Annotated in this window: 17 protein-coding genes; 9 read left to right on the top strand and 8 right to left on the bottom strand. The window is 68.5% G+C overall.

Translation table 11 applies throughout. The features are described 5' to 3' along the window. Positions 1 to 42 precede the first annotated feature (42 nt). Positions 43 to 2,115: a glycogen debranching protein GlgX gene (gene glgX, locus ACI3KT_RS04005; protein WP_404902695.1), complete on the bottom strand. Its 2,073-nt coding sequence runs from the start codon at positions 2,113 to 2,115 to the stop codon at positions 43 to 45. A 91-nt stretch (positions 2,116 to 2,206) separates the two neighbouring features. Between glgX and ACI3KT_RS04000 the strand changes: the two genes are divergently transcribed. The 3 genes from ACI3KT_RS04000 to ligA are packed head-to-tail and all read left to right on the top strand — an operon-like array spanning position 2,207 to position 6,870. Continuing rightward, positions 2,207 to 3,382 carry a cysteine desulfurase family protein gene (locus tag ACI3KT_RS04000; RefSeq protein ID WP_404902693.1) on the top strand — a complete coding sequence of 392 codons (1,176 nt, stop codon included), beginning with the start codon at positions 2,207 to 2,209 and terminating at the stop codon, positions 3,380 to 3,382. Between the two features lie 9 nt (positions 3,383 to 3,391). Further along, a complete protein-coding gene (gene mnmA, locus ACI3KT_RS03995; protein WP_404902692.1) occupies positions 3,392 to 4,489 on the top strand; it encodes a tRNA 2-thiouridine(34) synthase MnmA in 1,098 nt (365 codons plus the stop codon). A gap of 59 nt (positions 4,490 to 4,548) precedes the next feature. Further along, positions 4,549 to 6,870, top strand: coding sequence for an NAD-dependent DNA ligase LigA (ligA, locus tag ACI3KT_RS03990; RefSeq protein ID WP_404902690.1), 2,322 nt, complete (start codon positions 4,549 to 4,551; stop codon positions 6,868 to 6,870). A gap of 4 nt (positions 6,871 to 6,874) precedes the next feature. Here ligA and ACI3KT_RS03985 read toward each other — a convergent pair whose 3' ends face one another. The 4 genes from ACI3KT_RS03985 to ACI3KT_RS03970 form a co-directional block, all read right to left on the bottom strand. After that, entirely contained in the window at positions 6,875 to 7,159 is a 285-nt protein-coding gene (locus ACI3KT_RS03985; RefSeq protein ID WP_404902689.1) for an acylphosphatase, read from the bottom strand. Next, the gene (locus ACI3KT_RS03980; RefSeq protein ID WP_404902688.1) at positions 7,156 to 7,710 is read right to left on the bottom strand and encodes a GNAT family N-acetyltransferase; all 555 of its coding nucleotides are present in this window, start codon (positions 7,708 to 7,710) and stop codon (positions 7,156 to 7,158) included. Before ACI3KT_RS03980 ends, ACI3KT_RS03985 begins: the two co-directional genes overlap by 4 nt. Positions 7,711 to 7,822: 112 nt before the next feature. Further along, positions 7,823 to 9,643 carry a DEAD/DEAH box helicase gene (locus tag ACI3KT_RS03975; RefSeq protein WP_307296650.1) on the bottom strand — a complete coding sequence of 607 codons (1,821 nt, stop codon included), beginning with the start codon at positions 9,641 to 9,643 and terminating at the stop codon, positions 7,823 to 7,825. Between the two features lie 45 nt (positions 9,644 to 9,688). Then, complete coding sequence (locus ACI3KT_RS03970; RefSeq protein ID WP_404902686.1) at positions 9,689 to 11,389, bottom strand: long-chain-fatty-acid--CoA ligase; 1,701 nt, start codon at positions 11,387 to 11,389, stop codon at positions 9,689 to 9,691. Between the two features lie 66 nt (positions 11,390 to 11,455). Here ACI3KT_RS03970 and gatC point away from each other — a divergent pair, with 66 nt between their 5' ends. The 6 genes from gatC to ACI3KT_RS03940 all read left to right on the top strand — a co-directional run bounded on the left by gatC (position 11,456) and on the right by ACI3KT_RS03940 (position 17,065). Beyond that, entirely contained in the window at positions 11,456 to 11,755 is a 300-nt protein-coding gene (gene gatC / locus ACI3KT_RS03965; RefSeq protein ID WP_292908894.1) for an Asp-tRNA(Asn)/Glu-tRNA(Gln) amidotransferase subunit GatC, read from the top strand. Further along, a complete protein-coding gene (gatA, locus tag ACI3KT_RS03960; protein WP_307296654.1) occupies positions 11,752 to 13,269 on the top strand; it encodes an Asp-tRNA(Asn)/Glu-tRNA(Gln) amidotransferase subunit GatA in 1,518 nt (505 codons plus the stop codon). Before gatC ends, gatA begins: the two co-directional genes overlap by 4 nt. Then, positions 13,269 to 14,783 carry an Asp-tRNA(Asn)/Glu-tRNA(Gln) amidotransferase subunit GatB gene (gatB, locus tag ACI3KT_RS03955; protein ID WP_404902685.1) on the top strand — a complete coding sequence of 505 codons (1,515 nt, stop codon included), beginning with the start codon at positions 13,269 to 13,271 and terminating at the stop codon, positions 14,781 to 14,783. Before gatA ends, gatB begins: the two co-directional genes overlap by 1 nt. 93 nt (positions 14,784 to 14,876) lie before the next feature. Beyond that, positions 14,877 to 16,133 (top strand): DNA polymerase IV, encoded by a 1,257-nt coding sequence (gene dinB, locus ACI3KT_RS03950; protein WP_404902684.1) that lies wholly within the window; start codon positions 14,877 to 14,879, stop codon positions 16,131 to 16,133. Positions 16,134 to 16,170: 37 nt separating this feature from the next. Further along, the gene (locus ACI3KT_RS03945) at positions 16,171 to 16,500 is read left to right on the top strand and encodes a hypothetical protein (RefSeq protein ID WP_292908886.1); all 330 of its coding nucleotides are present in this window, start codon (positions 16,171 to 16,173) and stop codon (positions 16,498 to 16,500) included. Continuing rightward, complete coding sequence (locus ACI3KT_RS03940) at positions 16,484 to 17,065, top strand: hypothetical protein (protein WP_292908884.1); 582 nt, start codon at positions 16,484 to 16,486, stop codon at positions 17,063 to 17,065. Before ACI3KT_RS03945 ends, ACI3KT_RS03940 begins: the two co-directional genes overlap by 17 nt. A 7-nt stretch (positions 17,066 to 17,072) precedes the next feature. Here ACI3KT_RS03940 and ACI3KT_RS03935 read toward each other — a convergent pair whose 3' ends face one another. The 3 genes from ACI3KT_RS03935 to ACI3KT_RS03925 are packed head-to-tail and all read right to left on the bottom strand — an operon-like array spanning position 17,073 to position 18,204. Beyond that, complete coding sequence (locus ACI3KT_RS03935) at positions 17,073 to 17,567, bottom strand: DUF2017 family protein (protein WP_307296661.1); 495 nt, start codon at positions 17,565 to 17,567, stop codon at positions 17,073 to 17,075. Next, entirely contained in the window at positions 17,564 to 17,860 is a 297-nt protein-coding gene (clpS, locus tag ACI3KT_RS03930) for an ATP-dependent Clp protease adapter ClpS (protein ID WP_307296663.1), read from the bottom strand. The genes ACI3KT_RS03935 and clpS overlap by 4 nt, the downstream gene beginning before the upstream one ends. Further along, the gene (locus ACI3KT_RS03925; RefSeq protein WP_373426328.1) at positions 17,857 to 18,204 is read right to left on the bottom strand and encodes a metallopeptidase family protein; all 348 of its coding nucleotides are present in this window, start codon (positions 18,202 to 18,204) and stop codon (positions 17,857 to 17,859) included. The genes clpS and ACI3KT_RS03925 overlap by 4 nt, the downstream gene beginning before the upstream one ends. Positions 18,205 to 18,298: the final 94 nt, after the last annotated feature.

Genomic DNA, 18,298 nt, shown 5'->3' with positions numbered 1-18,298 from the left:
CCACCCACGGTAGCCGCGTGACCGGGCGCGTCGCGCGCCTTCTCACTCCACGCGGAAGAGGCGCATGGAGGTGCCGGGAATCGGCAGCACATCCCCGGGAGCGAACTCCTCGCCGGTGTCGGACGGCCGCTCGTCAGCGCTCGACCAGAGGGTCACGAAGCGGGTCGCTCCCTCGATCTCCTCGGGTAGCCGCACGTCGATCGGCGCCTCCGTACCGTGCACGATCAGCAGGATGCGGTTGGCGGGCTCCTTGTCAGGAGTCGACGCGGCGACGTACTGGATCGTGCGGTTGCCGGGATCGGTCCACTGCTCGCTCTCCATCGTCTCGCCGTTCTGGTCGAACCAGTCCATGACCGAGGCGTTGGGGATGTGCTCGCCCAGGCGGGCGTACTTGCTGGGCCGCAACGCGGGGTTGTCCGTGCGCAGACGGATCAGCTTCGAGACATGCGCACGCAGATCCTCCTGCCAGGGCTCGTCGTCCCAGCCGAGCCAGGTCATCGCCGTGTCCTGCGCATAGGCGTTGTTGTTGCCACGCTGCGAACGTCCCACCTCGTCGCCTGCGGTGAGCATGGGGATGCCGGCCGAGAGCAGCAGAGTGCCCAGGAGGTTGCGCATGGCCTTCCGGCGCGCCGACAGGATCGCCGGGTCGTCGGTCGGCCCCTCGATGCCGTGGTTGAACGAGCGGTTCATGTCGGCGCCGTCGCGGTTGTGCTCGCCGTTCGCCTCGTTGTGCTTGACATCGTACGAGACGAGGTCGTGCATCGTGAAGCCGTCATGCGCCGTGACGAAATTCACGCTCGCGAGGGGTCCGCGCTCATCGGAGAAGGTGTTCGACGAGCCCGCGAGACGTGTCGCGAATCCGCCGATGCCGACGGGCGCGGAAGCCCGACGCGCGTAGTCGATGTCGCTGAGCCAGAAGTTGCGGACACGATCGCGGTAGCGGTCGTTCCACTCGTGCCAGCCGCTCGGGAAGTTGCCCGTCTGCCAGCCGCCGAGCCCGACATCCCACGGCTCGGCGATGAGCTTGGTGTCCTTCAGGATCGGATCGTTCGAGATCGCGGTGAGCAGCGGATGCTCGGGCGTGTACGTGTGTGCGGCATCTCGCGCGATCGCCGTCGCGAGGTCGAAGCGGAACCCGTCGATCTGCATCTCCTGCGCCCAGTAGCGCAGAGAGTCGAGCACGAGGCGGGCGCCGGCATCCGTCGACGTGTTCAGGGTGTTGCCGCACCCCGTCGTGTCGATGTAGGCGCCGCTCGCGTCCTGCCGGTAATAGCTCGCGTTGTCGATCCCGCGCATGCTCCAGCGGGGACCGCCGAGCCCCTCTTCCGCCGTGTGGTTGTAGACCACGTCGAGGATGACCTCGAGTCCTGCCTCGTGCAGCAGGCGCACCATGCCCTTGAACTCGGCGAGCACCGCCTCAGGGCCGCCCTTGCGGGATTCCTCGGTGGCGTAGGCGTTGTGCGGGGTGAAGAAGTTCAGCGTGTTGTAGCCCCAGTAGTTCGTCAGACCGCGTTCGAGCAGGCGAGGCTCGGGGACGAACGCGTGCACGGGAAGCAGCTCGATCGAGGTGATGCCGAGCGAGTGGAAGTAGCCGATCATCGCCGGATGGGCGAGACCCGCGTACGTGCCGTGCAGGGCGGGCGGCACGTCGGGCTGCCGTTTGGTGAGGCCCTTCAGATGTCCTTCGTAGATCACCGTCTTGTCGAGCGGCACCTGGGGCTTGCGCGAATCGCCCCAGTCGAAGCCGTCGACGATGACCACAGAGCGCCATTCTTCGTATCCGTCGCCCTGCGCGAGTCCTCGCGCGTAGGGGTCGAGCAGGAGCGTCTCCGGATTGAAGGTGTTGCCGGGGCCGTGCGGGCCGCCGACTCGCAGCGCGTACCTCACGCCGGGCTGGAGCAGGGGCGTGGTGACCTCCCAGACGCCGCCGGGCAGCCGTTCGAGATCGGCCTGGTCGGTGACCCAGTCGAGGTCGGTCGCGTCGAACACCACGAGTTCGACGGAAGAGGCGTTCTGCGACCAGACGCGCAGGGTTCCGACGCCGTCGTGCAGACGGACGCCGAGGTTGTCGAGTGCAGTACCGCCGGGCACGGTGATGTCTCGGTTCGCGGGCATGAGTACACATTAGGGGGTGCGCCCGGGTGTCACGGCTCGGTGCACTCAGTTCCGTGTGCCGGGGGCGCGAAAATAGGGGAGAGTTGTAGGGATGCGCCACTACCTCGACCATGCCGCCACGTCTCCGCTGCGCCCGGAGGCGCGTGAGGCGTGGCTGCACGCGTCCGAGGTCGTCGGAAACGCCTCGTCGACGCATGGAGCAGGGCAGGACGCGAGGAGACTCCTGGAGGAATCGCGTGAGCGCGTCGCTGCGGCGCTGGGGTGCGAGTCGATCGAGGTGGTGTTCACGTCTGGGGGCACCGAGGCGATCAACTTCTCGCTCCAGGGCATGTGGGCCGCGAGGCCCGCAGGCGCAGACGCGATCGTGATGCCGGATGCCGAGCACCACGCGACGATGGACACGGTTGCCGTTCTCGTGGCCCGAGGGGCGGTGCTGCGCCCGGTCAGGGTGTCGCAGGAGGCGCGGGTGCCCGTGGTCGATTTCGCCGCCGCGCTGCCCGGTGCCGCTCTCGCCACGGCGCTCATGGCCAACAACGAGTCGGGCACCGTGAACGACGGCGTCGCGCTGTCTCTCGCGGCTGCGGAGGCGCACGTACCGCTGCACCTCGATGCGGTGGCCGCCCTCGGCCATCTGCCTGTGTCGTTCTCCGCACTGCGCGGGCACGCTCCGGACGGAGCCGGTCTCGTGGCGCTCAGCGTCGCCGGTCACAAGATCGGCGCTCCTGTCGGTGTAGGAGCGGCGGTCGTGGCGCGCAGCGCGCGGATCGCTCCGCTGCTGCACGGCGGAGCACAGCAGCGGTCCCTTCGCGCCGGCACGCAGGACGTCGCAGGTGCAGCCGCTTTCGCGGTCGCGCTCGAACTCGCCGAGCAGGAGCGCGTATCCGAGGGGAGGCGACTGCGTGCTCTGCGCGATCGGCTCGTCGACGGAATCCGCTCCCGTGTTCCCTCTGCGCAGCTCCTGGGCGACCCCGTCGACCGCCTGCCGGGCAACGCCCACCTGCTCTTCCCCGGGGCGGTAGGGGAGAGTCTGCTCTTCCTCCTCGACATGGCGGGGATTGCGGCCTCCACCGGTTCGGCGTGCCAGGCGGGCGTCGCAGAACCGTCGCACGTGGTGATGGCGATGGGGCGCAGTGAGCAGGATGCGCGCAGCGTGCTGCGCTTCTCCCTCGGGCGCACGACCGTGGACGCCGATGTCGACGCAGTGCTCGCGAGCATCGAAGACGCGTATCGGCGGGCATCCGGCCCGCGTTCATCCAGCCCCTCGTAGACTGGCTTCATGCGTATTCTTGCGGCCATGAGCGGGGGGGTGGACTCCGCCGTCGCCGCCGCGCGTGCGGTCGAGGCCGGACACGACGTGGTCGGAGTGCATCTGGCGCTGTCCAGAGCGGGCGGCACGCTGCGCACGGGCAGTCGCGGGTGCTGCACGATCGAGGATGCCCTCGACGCACGCCGCGCCGCCGACCTGCTGGGGATCCCCTTCTACGTATGGGACTTCTCCGAGCGCTTCCGCGACGACGTGATCGCCGACTTCGTGTCGGAGTACCAGGCCGGTCGCACACCCAACCCGTGCATGCGCTGCAACGAGAAGATCAAGTTCGCGGCACTCCTCGAGCGTGCCATCGAGCTCGGCTTCGACGCCGTCTGCACCGGCCACTACGCGAATCTCGTCTCGACCGAGACCGGTCTCGAGCTGCACCGCGCCGCAGATGACGCCAAGGACCAGTCGTACGTCCTGGGTGTGCTCACGGCCGAGCAGCTCGCGCACACCTACTTCCCGCTGGGATCCACGCCCTCGAAGGCCCTGGTTCGGGCGGAAGCGGCCGAGCGTGGACTGAGCGTGGCGCAGAAGCCGGACAGCCACGACATCTGCTTCATCCCCGACGGCGACACGCGCGGCTGGCTGGCCGAGAAGGTCGGCACCGCGACCGGAGACATCGTCGACCGCTCCGGTTCCGTCGTCGGCACCCACGAAGGCGCTCACGCGTTCACGGTGGGGCAGCGTCGAGGACTCAAACTGGGAATCCCCGCATCCGACGGCAAGCCGCGGTTCGTGCTCGAGGTGCGCCCGGTGTCGAACACTGTCGTGGTGGGGCCCAAGGAGGCGCTTGCGATCGGCGAGATCTCGGGTGCACGCTTCAGCTGGGTAGGAAGCGCCCCTGCCGAGTCCGAGTTCGCCTGCGAGGTGCAGATCCGCGCCCATGCCGAGCCGGTTCCGGCATCCGCCACCGTGACTGCAGACGGCGTCGTCGTCGTGCCGGACGTCCCCCTCGAGGGCGTCGCCACCGGACAGACCGCTGTGCTGTACGTCGGCATGCGCGTGCTCGGCCAGTTCACGATCGACCGCACGGTCTCGGCCGTTCCCGTCGACGCCTGAGCCTCGCCGTCACGCCTGCGGCGCGGTGCGATGTCGGAGTGCGCTCGTAGACTGAACGCGTGCCGGAGAACATCTCGCTGGAAGCCGCCCGAACCGAAGCCGAAGAGCTGACCACCCTCATCCTCGAGGCGAAGGACGCGTACTACGGTCGTGACACCTCGGTCGTCGACGACGCCACGTACGACGGGTGGATGCGCCGACTCGAAGAGCTCGAGCGGTTGCACCCCGAGCTGCAGGGGCAGGATTCCCCGACACAGATGGTCGGAGCGGCGCAGGCGACGGGGCTGGCGACCATCCAGCACGCCGAGCGGATGCTGAGCCTCGACAACGTGTTCTCGATCGACGAGCTCCGCGACTGGGCCGCGAAGACGCGCGCAGCCGCCGGCCGCCACGTGGACTGGCTGACCGAGCTGAAGATCGACGGCCTCGCGATCAACCTGCGCTACGAGAACGGTGTTCTCACGTCGGCGGCGACCCGTGGCGACGGACGCGTGGGCGAGATCGTCACCGAGAACGCGCTGCGCCTTCCGGAGATCCCCGCGCGGCTCTCCGGCGAAGGACATCCTGAGATCGTCGAGGTCCGTGGCGAGGTGTTCATCCCTGTGGCCGCTTTCGAGAAGCTGAACGCGGCGCAGGCGTCGTTCCGCGAACGAGCCTACGCAGACGCGCTCGCGCGCTGGGAGGCGCGCCCCGGCGTCAAGAAGCAGCCGTTCGACGAGGAGAAGGCCCGGACCGCCGCGGCCCGGCGCTTCCCGGCCTTCGCCAACCCTCGCAATGCCGCCAGCGGCGGGCTGCGTCAGCAGATCGACAAGAAGGAGGGGCTCGAGCTCGAGGCGGGCCTGCTGCGCATCGAGTCGCTCGCGTTGTACGTCCACGGCATCGGCGCGTGGCAGAATCCGCCGGTCGCCGCGCAGAGCGAGGTGTACGCACTGCTCGCCGAGTGGGGCCTCCCGACGAGCCCTCATTACAGGGTCTGCGCCGACATCGATGACGTCGTCGCGTTCGTCGAGTACTTCGGCGAGCACCGCCACTCCATCGAGCACGAGCTCGACGGGATCGTGGTGAAGGTCGACGAGCTCGAGCTGCACGATGAGCTGGGCATGACGAGTCGTGCTCCGCGATGGGCGATCGCGTACAAGTACCCTCCTGAGGAGGTGCAGACGACACTCCTCGACATCGTGGTGTCGGTGGGACGCACCGGCAGAGCGACGCCGTTCGCGGTGATGGCGCCGGCGCATGTCGCGGGCTCGGTCGTGCGGCAGGCGACGCTGCACAACAAAGATGTCGTGAAAGCCAAGGGCGTGCTGATCGGCGACACCGTCGTACTGCGAAAGGCAGGCGATGTGATCCCCGAGGTCCTGGGGCCGGTCGTGGAGAAGCGCGATGGCACCGAGCGCGAGTTCGTGATGCCCGCCGACTGCCCCGAGTGCGGGACTCCGCTGCGCGCCATGAAGGAGGGGGACATCGACCTCCGGTGCCCGAACGCCCGCTCCTGCCCGGCGCAGGTGCGCGGACGCGTGGAGCATATCGGGTCGCGGGGTGCTCTCGACGTCGAAGCTCTCGGCGAGGTCACCGCAGCCGCCCTCACGCAGCCCACGTCGCCGGAGATCCCGCCGCTGGAGACCGAGGCAGGGCTGTTCTCGCTGACGATCGATCAGCTGGTGCCGATCGAGCTCGTCGTCAAGGACGCTGAGACCGGCCTTCCGAAGGAAGACGACGACGGCGTCGTGAAGACCCGCGCTCCGTTCCGTCGTAATCCGACCGCGGCCGAGCGCAAGCAGGGACTCGAGGGCGCGCAGCCCTCGTCGCAGGCGGTCACGCTTCTCGCCGAGCTCGAGAAGGCGAAGACGAAGGAGCTCTGGCGGCTTCTCGTCTCCCTCAACATCCGGCATGTGGGGCCCGTCGCCGCTCGCGCGCTGGCTCAGTGGTTCGGCTCGCTCGACGCCATCCGCTCGGCATCCCGCGATGAACTCGCGGCCGTCGAAGGCGTCGGGGGGATCATCGCGGACTCGCTGCTGGCCTGGTTCGAGGTCGACTGGCATCAGGAGATCGTTCGGCAGTGGGCGGACGCCGGTGTGCAGTGGGCTACACCGGGCCACCCCGGCCCTGGCGCCGCGGTCGTCGAGGGCGGGGTGCTCGAGGGGCTGACCGTCGTCGCGACCGGGTCTCTCGACGGTTACACGCGCGACGGCGCTCAGGAGGCCATCATCAAGGCAGGCGGCAAGGCCGCGTCGAGCGTGTCGAAGAAGACGGACTTCGTCGCCGCTGGCCCGGGCGCGGGTTCTAAGCTCGCGAAGGCCGAGGAGCTGGGCATCCGCGTGCTGGATGCTGCACAGTTCCACATCCTGGTGACAGAGGGGCCCGACGCTCTCCCGGAGTGAATCGTCAGCTCGTCTGGCGGAATTCGAATCCAGAGGCGTCGCCGGGACTCGGCGCATCGATGCTCATGACCTCTACCGCGTCGACTCGCGCGGAGACGGGTCCGCGGCGCATCTCCACCAGAGTCGCCTCCACGTCGTCCGCGTCGCCGTGCAGTTCGGCCTCGACCGTACCGTCGCGGCGGTTGCGCACCCATCCGGACACGTGGTGGGCCTCCGCGGCGTCCCGCGTGAACCAGCGGTAGCCGACGCCCTGCACGTGCCCGCGCACGCGTACTCGTGTCGACGTCATGCGGAACCGTCCGAGAGCCGTCGGGTGTGCCGAAGCTCGCGCAGATCCTTCGCGCCCCCGGCATCCGCGGTCTTCTCCGTGCCGTCGGCGATCCAGCCGTGGCGCTCGTAGAAGCGCGAGGCGCGCTGGTTGCCGTGCAGAACCCAGAGGAAGGCTTCATCGAAGCCGTCCTCCACGAGGCTCTCGGCCGCACGGGTTACGAGAGCGTGCCCGACACCGGTGGACCATGCCGCGGGATGCGCGTACAGGCCCGCCAGTTCGCCGAGCCCGGATGTGCCCTCGTCCCGTCCGGGGCCGAACGTGGCCCATCCGGTGATGACACCGTCGTCGTCGGCGACGAGCATCCGATGCACGGGCACGTCGTACCCGACCGGAGGAAGACCAGCCTCGGAACGGACGATCCAGCTCGCCCACATCTCCTGGCGCCCATCGACGCTCTGCGCGTCGAGCACCGCCTGATCGATCAGCCCTGCATAGGCTGCGCGCCAGGAGGCGACATGCACCTCGGCGACGCCTCGAGCGTCGTGGGGGACGGCGGGTCTGATGATCACCCTTCCACGCTAGCGGCGCTGCACGAGCGGTACGGGGGCGCGACACGCCGGACGCACATCGGGTGCCGCGGCTGGTCAGCCACGGCACCCGAGAAGAACCTCGTGCGCGGGGTCAGTCCTTGCGGCGGGGCTTGCGGAACGGCTTGTCCTCGCGGTCTTCGCGTGCCGGACGGTCGTCGCGATCGCCGTAAGACGGACGGTCGCGGCGCTCGAAGCGGTCGCCGTCACGACGTGCGCCGCCGCGCGGGCCGCGATCGGGCTTGATCTCGATCAGACGCCCCGAGATGCGGGTGTCGCGGAGCTTCTCGAGAACCGAAGCGTCCATGTTCGACGGCAGCTCGACCGTCGAGAAGTCCGGGCGGATGTTGATCACGCCGAAGTCGTCACGTCCGAGGCCGCCCTCGTTCGCGAGGGCGCCGACGATCTGACGCGGCTCCACGCGGTGGCGGCGACCGACCTCGATGCGGTAAGCGGTGTAGTCCCCGCGTCCCCGTCGCTCAGTGCGCGGCTCACGGTCGGAACGCGGTGCGCGTTCGCGCTGCGGCCGGTTGTCGGCCTCGACCGCCCGCGAGAGCGCGTCGTTCGACGGGTCGAGCAGCAGCGGGGTGTCGCCCTGGGCGACCACGGCGAGGGCTGCGGCCACATCGGACTCGGGCACGTCGTTGTTGCGCACGTAGTGGGCGATGATGTCGCGGAAGGCCTCGATGCGGCCGGTCTCCGACAGTGCCGTCGTGATCGCGTCGTCGAAGCGCGCGAGGCGCGTGCTGTTCACGTCCTCCATGCTCGGCAACTGCATCTGCGTCGGCTCCTGGCGGGTCGCTCGCTCGATCGACTTCAGCAGGTAGCGCTCGCGCGGGGTGATGAAGCTGATCGCATCGCCCTTGCGTCCGGCCCGGCCCGTGCGGCCGATGCGGTGCACGTACGACTCGGTGTCGGTGGGGATGTCGAAGTTGATGACGTGGCTGATCCGCTCCACGTCGAGGCCGCGGGCGGCGACGTCGGTGGCGACGAGGATGTCGAGCTTGCCGTCCTTGAGCTGGTTGACGCTGCGCTCGCGCTGAACCTGCGGCACGTCGCCGTTGATGGCGGCGGCGGAGTAGCCGCGGGCGCGCAGCTTCTCGGCGAGCGTCTCGGTCTCGTTCTTCGTGCGGACGAAGACGATCATGCCGTCGAAGTTCTCCACCTCGAGGATGCGCGTCAAGGCGTCGACCTTCTGCGCGTACGACACGACCAGGTAGCGCTGCGTGATGTTCGTTCCGGTCGCGGTCTTGGACTTGATGCTGATCTCCTCCGGATCGCGCAGGTACTTCTGCGCGAGACGGCGGATCTGCGGAGGCATGGTGGCGGAGAACAGGGCGACCTGCTTCTCCGCGGGCGTCTGGGCCAGGATCTGCTCGACGTCCTCGGCGAAGCCCATCTTCAGCATCTCGTCGGCTTCGTCGAGCACGAGGTACTGCAGCTCGGAGAGGTCGAGCGTGCCCTTCGCGAGGTGGTCCATGATGCGACCGGGGGTGCCGACGACCACGTGCACGCCGCGGCGCAGCGCGGAGAGCTGGACACCGTAGCCCTGGCCGCCGTAGACGGGCAGCACGTGCACGCCCTTCATCTTCGAGGCGTACGACTCGAACGCCTCGCAGACCTGCAGCGCGAGCTCGCGGGTCGGGGCGAGCACGAGCGCTTGCGGGGTCTTCTGCGCGATGTCCAGTCGCTCGAGCACGGGCAGTGCGAACGCGGCCGTCTTCCCGGTTCCGGTCTGCGCCATGCCGACGACGTCGCGCCCGGCCAGCAGGGTGGGGATCGTGGCGGCCTGGATGGGCGAGGGGGTCTCGTAGCCGAGGTCTTTGATGGCTTTGAGGACGGGCCCGGTGATGCCGAGCTCCTCGAATCCGGGGGTCTCGGGGGCGTCAGTGGGCACAGCGTCTTCTTCAGTCACTGACCAAGGGTAGCGTGATCGCGCCCGTCGCACCTGGGCGCGGGGTCAGGATCCGTTCGTGAGGGCCAGCAGCTTGTCCTTGACCTGACGACGGAGGACTTTGCCGATCAGTGATTTCGGGAGATCGTCGACCACGAAGATGCGCCGCGGCACTTTGTAAGGAGTGAGGATGCCGCGGGCGAACTCGCGGATCGCCTCGACGTCGACGTCCTGTCCGCCGTCCACGACGATGGCCGCCACGACCTCCTCGCCGGAGTGATCGCTCGGAAGGCCGATCACGGCAGCGTCGGACACCTGCGGATGTTGGCGCAGCGCGTTCTCGACCTCGGTCGGCGCCACGTTGAAGCCGCCGGTGATGATGAGCTCCTTGATGCGGTCGACGATGCGCACGAAGCCGCCGTCGTCGACCGTGACGATGTCGCCGGTGCGGAACCAGCCGTCCACGAACACCGCCTCGGTCTCCTCGGGCTTCCCGTAGTAGCCGCCGAACACCTGAGGTCCGCGGACGAGGAGTTCCCCTGCCGAGCCTGCAGGCACATCGACGGCCGGATTCTCCGGATCCACCACTCGGCACTCCGTCCCCGGAAGGGGGAGGCCGACGGTGCCGGGAACGCGGTTGTCCGCCACCGGGTTCGCCATGAGCACCGGCGAGCATTCGCTGAGACCGTATCCCTCGACCAGATACCCGTGCGTGGCCTTCTCGAACGGCACCACGAGATCGTGGGGCAGGGCCATCGCTCCCGATATGGCGACCTCGACGCCCTCCAGCGAGACTCCCTGCGCGTTCGCGGCGGCGAGGAGGCGGTCGGCGATCGGCGGAACCAGGGGGAGGAAGGTGGCGGGATGCTTCTTCATGACGTCGAGCACGAGATCGGGGTCGAACTTCGGGAACAGCACCAGGCGGGCGCCCATCGACATCGCGAAGGTCAGGCACAGCGTCAGTCCGTAGGCGTGGAACATCGGCAGCACCGCGTAGACGACGCAGCCTTTGCCGCGCTGGATCGACGGCACCCAGGCTCGGGCCTGCGCCGCGTTCGCGAGCAGGTTGCGGTGGGTGAGCGACGCGCCCTTGGGAGTCCCGGTGGTGCCGGACGTGTATTGGATGATCGCGAGGTCGTCGGTCTTCGGCTTCGGGTGCGAGGCGGGCAGGGGAGCGCTCCGCACCAGGTTCTCCCACGTCACCGTGCCGCGGACGTTCGTGGTGAGCGCCGCGCGGGACTCGCGCGCCTTCGCCACGGGCAGGCGCAGCGCGACGCGAGTGAGGAAGGGCATCGCACGCGTGACGTCGACCGAGATCAGATTCGAGACCGCCAGATCGGCGGGGAACTCCTGAATGGTCGGAACGACCTTGTTCCACACGATCGCGTGCTTCGCGCCGTGGTCCTCGAACTGCTTGCGCAGCTCCCTCGGGGTGTACAGCGGGTTGTGCTCCACCACCACGGCGCCCAGGCGCAGTACCGCGTAGAAGGCGACGATGTGCTGCGGGCAGTTCGGAAGCACGATCGCGACGGGATCTCCGGTCTTGACGCCGAGATCCCGAAGACCCGCGGCGGCCCGGTCGATCGCGTCCTGGAGCGCCGCATAACCGGTCTCGCGACCGAAGAACTGCAGGGCCGGGGCATCCGGGTAGTCCCGTGCCGACGCGGCGACGATGTCGATCAGCGACCCGTCGACAGGAGCGAGATCTTCCGGGACCCCGGCGGCGTAGCTGGCGACCCAAGGGCGAGGAGGCTGGAACGTGCTCACGAGTTACACCCTACGGCGGTCGGTGCCGTGCGATGGTGAAGGACAGCCGCCAAGTAGACTGGCCGGGTGTCTGAAATCACCCCTGATCTTGTGCGCCATCTCGGCGTGCTCGCGCGCATCCAGCTGAACGACGACGAGGTGACGCGGCTCACGGGCCAGCTCGACGCCATCGTCGACAACATCGCCAAGGTGTCCGAGGTCGCCACTGCCGACATCGTCGCCACGAGCCACCCGATCCCGCTGAGCAACGTGTTCCGGCCCGACGAGGTCGGGCACACCCTCACTCACGAGCAGGTGCTCCAGAACGCGCCCGATCAGGCCGACGGCCGGTTCCGCGTGACCGCGATCCTGGGAGAAGAGCAGTGAGCGACATCATCCGTCTGACCGCGGCCGAGCTCGCCGACAAGCTGGCCTCCCGCGAGGTCTCCAGCGTCGAGGCCACGCAGGCGCATCTCGACCGCATCGCCGCCGTGGACGGCGACATCCACGCCTTCCTGCACGTCAACGAGGGCGCTCTCGCGGCGGCCGCCGATGTCGACGCCCGCCGCGCCGCGGGTGAGCAGCTCGGTCCGATCGCCGGCGTTCCGCTCGCGATCAAGGACGTCCTGGTCACAACCGACCAGCCGACCACGAGCGGCTCCCGCATCCTCGAGGGATACCGATCGCCCTACGATGCGACCGTCGTCGCCCGCTCTCGCGCCGCCGGTCTCATCCCGCTCGGCAAGACGAACATGGACGAGTTCGCGATGGGCTCTTCCACTGAGCACTCCGCTTACGGACCGACCCGCAACCCGTGGGATCTCGACCGCATCCCGGGCGGTTCAGGCGGCGGCTCGGCCGCTGCTGTCGCCGCGTTCGAGGCGCCTCTCGCCCTCGGCTCGGACACGGGTGGATCGATCCGTCAGCCGGCGCACGTCACCGGCACCGTCGGCGTGAAGCCGACATACGGCGGCGTGAGCCGTTACGGTGCGATCGCTCTGGCGTCGAGCCTCGATCAGGTCGGTCCCGTCACCCGCACGGTGCTCGACTCGGGCCTGCTGCACGATGTGATCGGCGGGCACGATCCGCAGGACTCCACGTCGCTGACCGACGCCTGGCCGTCGTTCGCCGATGCCGCCCGTGAGGGCGCGCGCGGAGATGTGCTGAAGGGGCTGAAGGTCGGCGTGATCCGCGAGCTCCCCGACAGCGGGTTCCAGCCCGGTGTCGCGGCGTCCTTCCGCGCGTCACTGGCTCTGCTCGAAGCGCACGGCGCTGAGCTCGTCGAGATCGGAGCTCCGCACTTCGAGTACGGCGTCGCGGCCTACTACCTGATCCTTCCCGCCGAGGCGTCCAGCAATCTGGCGAAGTTCGACTCTGTGCGCTTCGGACTGCGCATCACGCCCGACGGCAGCCCCACCGTCGAGGACGTCATGTCCGCCACGCGCGACGCGGGCTTCGGCGACGAGGTCAAGCGCCGCATCATCCTCGGCACCTACGCCCTGTCGGCCGGCTACTACGACGCCTACTACGGCAGTGCGCAGAAGGTCCGCACGCTGATCCAGCAGGACTTCGCCGCCGCCTTCGCCGACGTCGACGTGATCGCGACGCCGACCGCTCCCACCACCGCGTTCAAGCTGGGGGAACAGCTGGACGACCCGCTGCAGATGTACCTGAACGATTTCACCACGATCCCGGCGAACCTCGCCGGGGTGCCCGGCATCTCGATCCCGAGCGGACTCTCCGAAGACGACGGGCTGCCCGTCGGCATCCAGTTCCTCGCCCCCGCCCGCGAGGACGCACGTCTGTACCGCGTCGGCGCGGCCCTCGAGGCTCTGCTCCTCGACTCGTGGGGAGCCCCGCTTCTCACCCGAGCACCCCAGCTGAACGGAGGGAACCGCTGATGGCCACGGCGAAGCTGATGGACTTCGACAAGGCGCTCGAGATGTTCGAGCCGGTGCTCGGTTTCGAGGTGCACGTCGAACTCAACACGAACACGAAGATGTTCTCGGGTGCTCCGAACCCGGCGAACGAGGCGTATCACGCGGCCGAGCCGAACACGCTCATCGCCCCGGTCGATCTGGGCCTGCCGGGTTCTCTGCCCGTCGTGAACGCGACCGCGATCCGCTCGTCGATCAGCCTGGGCCTCGCTCTGGGCTGCTCGATCGCAGAATCGAGCCGGTTCGCGCGCAAGAACTACTTCTACCCGGATCTCGGCAAGAACTATCAGATCTCGCAGTACGACGAGCCCATCGCGTACGAGGGATCCGTCGAAGTCGAGCTCGAAGACGGCACCATCGTGCAGATCCCGATCGAGCGCGCGCACATGGAGGAGGACGCGGGCAAGCTGACTCACATGGGCGGTGCGACCGGTCGCATCCAGGGCGCCGAGTACTCGCTCGTCGACTACAACCGCGCAGGCGTTCCGCTGGTCGAGATCGTCACGAAGACGATCTTCGGCACCGAGCACCGCGCCCCCGAGGTCGCGAAGGCGTACGTGCAGACGATCCGCGACATCGTGCGCAGCCTCGGCATCTCCGAGGCGCGTCTCGAGCGCGGCAACCTGCGCTGCGACGCGAACGTGTCGCTGCGCCCGCGCGGCCAGGAGAAGCTGGGCACGCGCACGGAGACGAAGAACGTCAACTCGATGCGCTCGGTCGAGCGCGCCGTCCGGTACGAGATCCAGCGTCAGGCGCAGATCCTCGCCGACGGCGGAACCATCACGCAGGAGACCCGCCACTGGCACGAGGACACCGGCACGACCTCGCCGGGTCGCCCGAAGTCGGACGCCGACGACTACCGCTATTTCCCTGAGCCCGACCTGCTTCCGGTGCGTCCGGCACCCGATCTGATCGAGGAGCTGCGCGCCGCGCTCCCTGAGCAGCCGGTGGCTCGTCGTCGTCGGCTGATGGCCGAGTGGGGCTTCACCGACCTCGAGTTCCAGGATGTCCGCAACGGGGGTCTGCTCGAGGTGGTCGAGTCGACGATCGCCGCCGGAGCCGCACCCGCCGCTGCGCGCAAGTGGTGGACCGGTGAGATCACCCGTCTCGCGAACTCTCAGGAGAAAGACGCGGCCGAGCTGGTCAGCCCCGAGAACGTCGCCGCTCTGCAGAAGCTCGTCGATGCGGGCACTCTGACCGACAAGCTCGCACGTCAGGTCCTCGAGGGCGTCATCGCGGGCGAAGGCGCTCCGCAGGAGGTCGTCGACGGTCGCGGTCTCGCCGTGGTCTCGGATGACGGCGCCCTGATCGCGGCGATCGATGACGCGTTCGCTGCCCAGCCCGACGTCCTCGCCAAGATCAAGGACGGCAAGGTCCAGGCGGCCGGCGCAGTGATCGGCGCAGTCATGAAGGCGATGAAGGGTCAGGCGGATGCCGCGCGCGTGCGCGAGCTGATCCTGGAGCGCGCCGCGCAGTAGTGCTCGCATCTCAAGAGGTCCCGCACCGCCGCAGGCCGTGCGGGACCTCTTCGTATCAGGCGCAGTGTCGGTGGCGCGGGGGAGAATGAGTGCATGGGACACGGTGACGGATCGGGGCGGCTCGTCTCTCTCGCCGACGCCGACGACTCGGGCACCCGCATCCTGCACGTCGATATGGATGCGTTCTACGCGGGGGTCGAGGTGCTCGACGACCCGAGTCTGCGCGGCCTTCCGTTGATCATCGGTGCCCCGGACGGCCGATCGGTCGTCTCCAGTGCTTCGTACGAGGCTCGGCGCTACGGCGTGCACGCGGCGATGCCCGTCGCGCAGGCGATCCGCCTGTGCCCCTCGGCGCGCATCGTGATGCCGCATTTCGATCGCTACCAAGAGGTCTCGCGCCAGGTGATGGCGATCTTCGAGTCCATCACACCGCTGGTCGAACCGCTGTCGGTGGACGAGGCGTTCCTCGATGTGCAGGGCGTGCGCCGGCTCTGGGGGAGTCCCGCGCGGATCGCGCGGATCATCAGAGAGCGCGTCAGAGACGAGGTCGGCATCACGTGCAGCGTCGGTGTGGCCGCGACCAAGCACGTCGCCAAGATGGCGTCGACGATCGCGAAACCCGACGGGATGCTCGTGGTGGCGGCATCCGACACGCTCGACTTCCTCGCTCCGCGACCCGTCAAGGCCATGTGGGGTGTGGGCCCGAAGGCCGCGGAATCGCTGGAGTCGCGCGGCATCCGCACGATTCTCGACATCAGGGAGTCGTCTCAGGACATGCTCGATCGTGCCGTAGGGCCCGCCCTCGGCGCGCGCATCGCGCAGCTGGCCCGCGGGCAGGACGCCCGCGCGGTCGACACGGAGCGCGTCGAGAAGAGCGTCGGTCATGAGGAGACGTTCGACGTCGACATCACCGACCGGGTGTTCCTGCGCTCCGAGCTGCTGAGACTCGCCGACCGCGTGGCTGCCAGGCTCCGTCGTGCGGGGTGGGAAGCCGGGACGGTCGCGATCAAAGTGCGATTCGACGACTTCCGCACAGTGAACCGGTCGCAGACCCTCGCCGAGCCCACAGCCGTAGGGCAGCGCATCGGCGAAGCCGCACAGACGCTTTTCGAGCAGATCGCGAGCAGAGATCCTGTGCGCCTGGTCGGCGTGCGCGCCGAGAAGCTGAGACCAGCCGGAGGCGGCGGCATCGCGCTCTGGGATGACGACGAGGACTGGCGCAAGGTCGAGGGCGCTGTCGACACGGCTGTGGCGCGCTTCGGCACGTCGACGATCACCAGGGCGCGGCACCTCGGCCGGGACGAGGGACGCGGCACCGCCAGACATCCGAAGGCTCGCGGCCTGGATTGACCTCTCGCGCGGGCGCCTCCTGGGTTAGCGTGGACTCATGCCCAATATTGCACTTGAACTAGGGAAGAACGCCGGCTCGTTCGGCGTCAACAGCGCCTACGGGGCGACCCAGACGGTCGACGGGGCGGAGTTCACGCCCGTCGCACTGACGTGGACCGGCTTCGGTGGCGGGTCCGGCGGAGCCGACGGCACCGAAGGCGAGGGCGGAGGCGGCGGAGGCGTCGCGATCCCGCTGGGCGTGTACATCCGCCGCGAAGAGGGGCTCCGCTTCGAGCCGAACCTCGTCTCGCTGCTCGCTGTCGCCATCCCGTTCGTGTGGGTCGCCGGTCGCGGGATCAGCCGCATCATCCGTGCACTCAAGAAGTGACGATCCTGTCGCCGTCGCGCTGGAGCGCGCGGCGACGCTGATCGATGCCGATGTGCGCGCGCTGGCGGCGGCTAATCCTGTCGTCCTGATCGACGGACGAAGCGGTGCAGGGAAGACCTCTCTCGCCCGTCGGCTGGCCGATCGATGGCCGCTCGCCGGCCGCGTGCAGCTGATCGCCCTCGACTCGATCTATCCCGGCTGGGACGGATTGGATGCGGGCGTCGAACACGCGCTGGAACGGATCCTCAAACCTCACGGGCGCGGCTATCACAGCACCTGGCATCGTTGGGACTGGGAGCGCGGCGTTCAGGCGGAGAGCTTCGCCGTCAACCCCGCACTCGGAGTGATCGTCGAAGGCAGCGGCATCCTGACCCCGACGACGGCCGCGATCGCAGACATCGGCATCTGGGTGGAATCCGGGGAGGCAGGGCGCAAGGCCCGCGCGCTCGCCCGTGATGGCGACACCTATCGACCCCACTGGGACCGATGGGCGCAACAGGAGCTCCGGCACATCGAACGCGATGATCCGCGTTCGCTCGCGACCCGCGTCGTGACCGTGCCGTGAATCCGCTTCACACGCCCAACTCTTCTGCGGCCTCGATCAGCAGCTCGAGGCGATAGCCCAGCCAGTCGTACACGCCGAACCGCGCGTCGACCGGATCGTGGTCCTCTTCGCTGTCGATTCCGAGGCGTGTCGCGATCACGAGCCGGATGGCGGTGAGCGTGCGCAGCCACGCGTCGATGTCTTCCACCGGAATGGCGACTTCGCGCTCCGCGAAGGCATCGTCATCGGACATCCCGGCGAGATCATCCTCGATCGAGGCGAGAGCGGCACTCACGGTCGCGGCATCCGCGTCGCGCCGGCCGAGCAGGTCCGCCTCCGTGGCTGTGCGGAACTCACGTGCGGCCTCGACGTCGTTCGGATACGGGCTGGGCGTCAGCCGTGCGAGTGCAGGATCGGCGAGATCCCGATCAGCGCCGATGAGATCGCGGAAGTCCTGGACCAGTCGATGCAGCTGCAGTTCCTCTGCGGGAGCGATCTGCACCCGCACGAGGTCGGCGGTCACTGCGGCACCTTCCGCACCGTCGCCCAGAGTCCGAAGTCATGCATGGCTTGGGCGTGCACCTCCATGGTCTCGCGCGGTCCGGTCGCCACTATCGCGTGTCCGTCGTGGTGCACCGCGAGCATGAGCTGCGTCGCGCGGTCGTGCGAATAGCCGAAGTAGGTGCGGAACACGCGCACGACGTAGCTCATGAGATTCACGGGGTCGTTCCACACGACCACCTGCCAGGGTTCTCCGGGCGCGGCGCTCAGGCCGAGCTCCTCGTCGACATCCGGCGTGCTCAGCGGCGTGCTCATGCCCACCCCATCTCGTGCAGCTGCTCGTCGTCGATTCCGTAGAAGTGCGCGATCTCGTGGACCAGTGTGGTGTGCACCTCCTCGCGGAGCTCCTCCTCGGAGTCGCACTCGGACAGGTGGGGTTCGCGGTAGATCACGATGCGATCCGGTAGCTCGCCCATGCCGTACCCGCCGCGCTCTGTGAGCGCGAGACCGTCATAGAGGCCGAGAAGATCCAGGCTTCCGTCCTCCGGCCGATCCTCGACCACGAACACGACGTTGTCGAGACCGTCCACCATGTCGTCCGGCAGCCGGTCGAGCTCGGCGATCACGAGTTCCTCGAAGCTCTCCGCATCCATCTCCATCATCGTCCAGCCTATTGCCGTCGGCGATCATGTGAGTTCTCTCATGATTCGATGCCGCTTCTCCGGGCTGACGGCGAAGTACGCGGAGAAGGCT

It is taken from the genome of Microbacterium sp. ZW T6_19 (assembly GCF_044987465.1).
GTDB lineage: Bacteria > Actinomycetota > Actinomycetes > Actinomycetales > Microbacteriaceae > Microbacterium > Microbacterium natoriense_A.
This window is presented reverse-complemented; position numbering and strand designations above follow the sequence as displayed.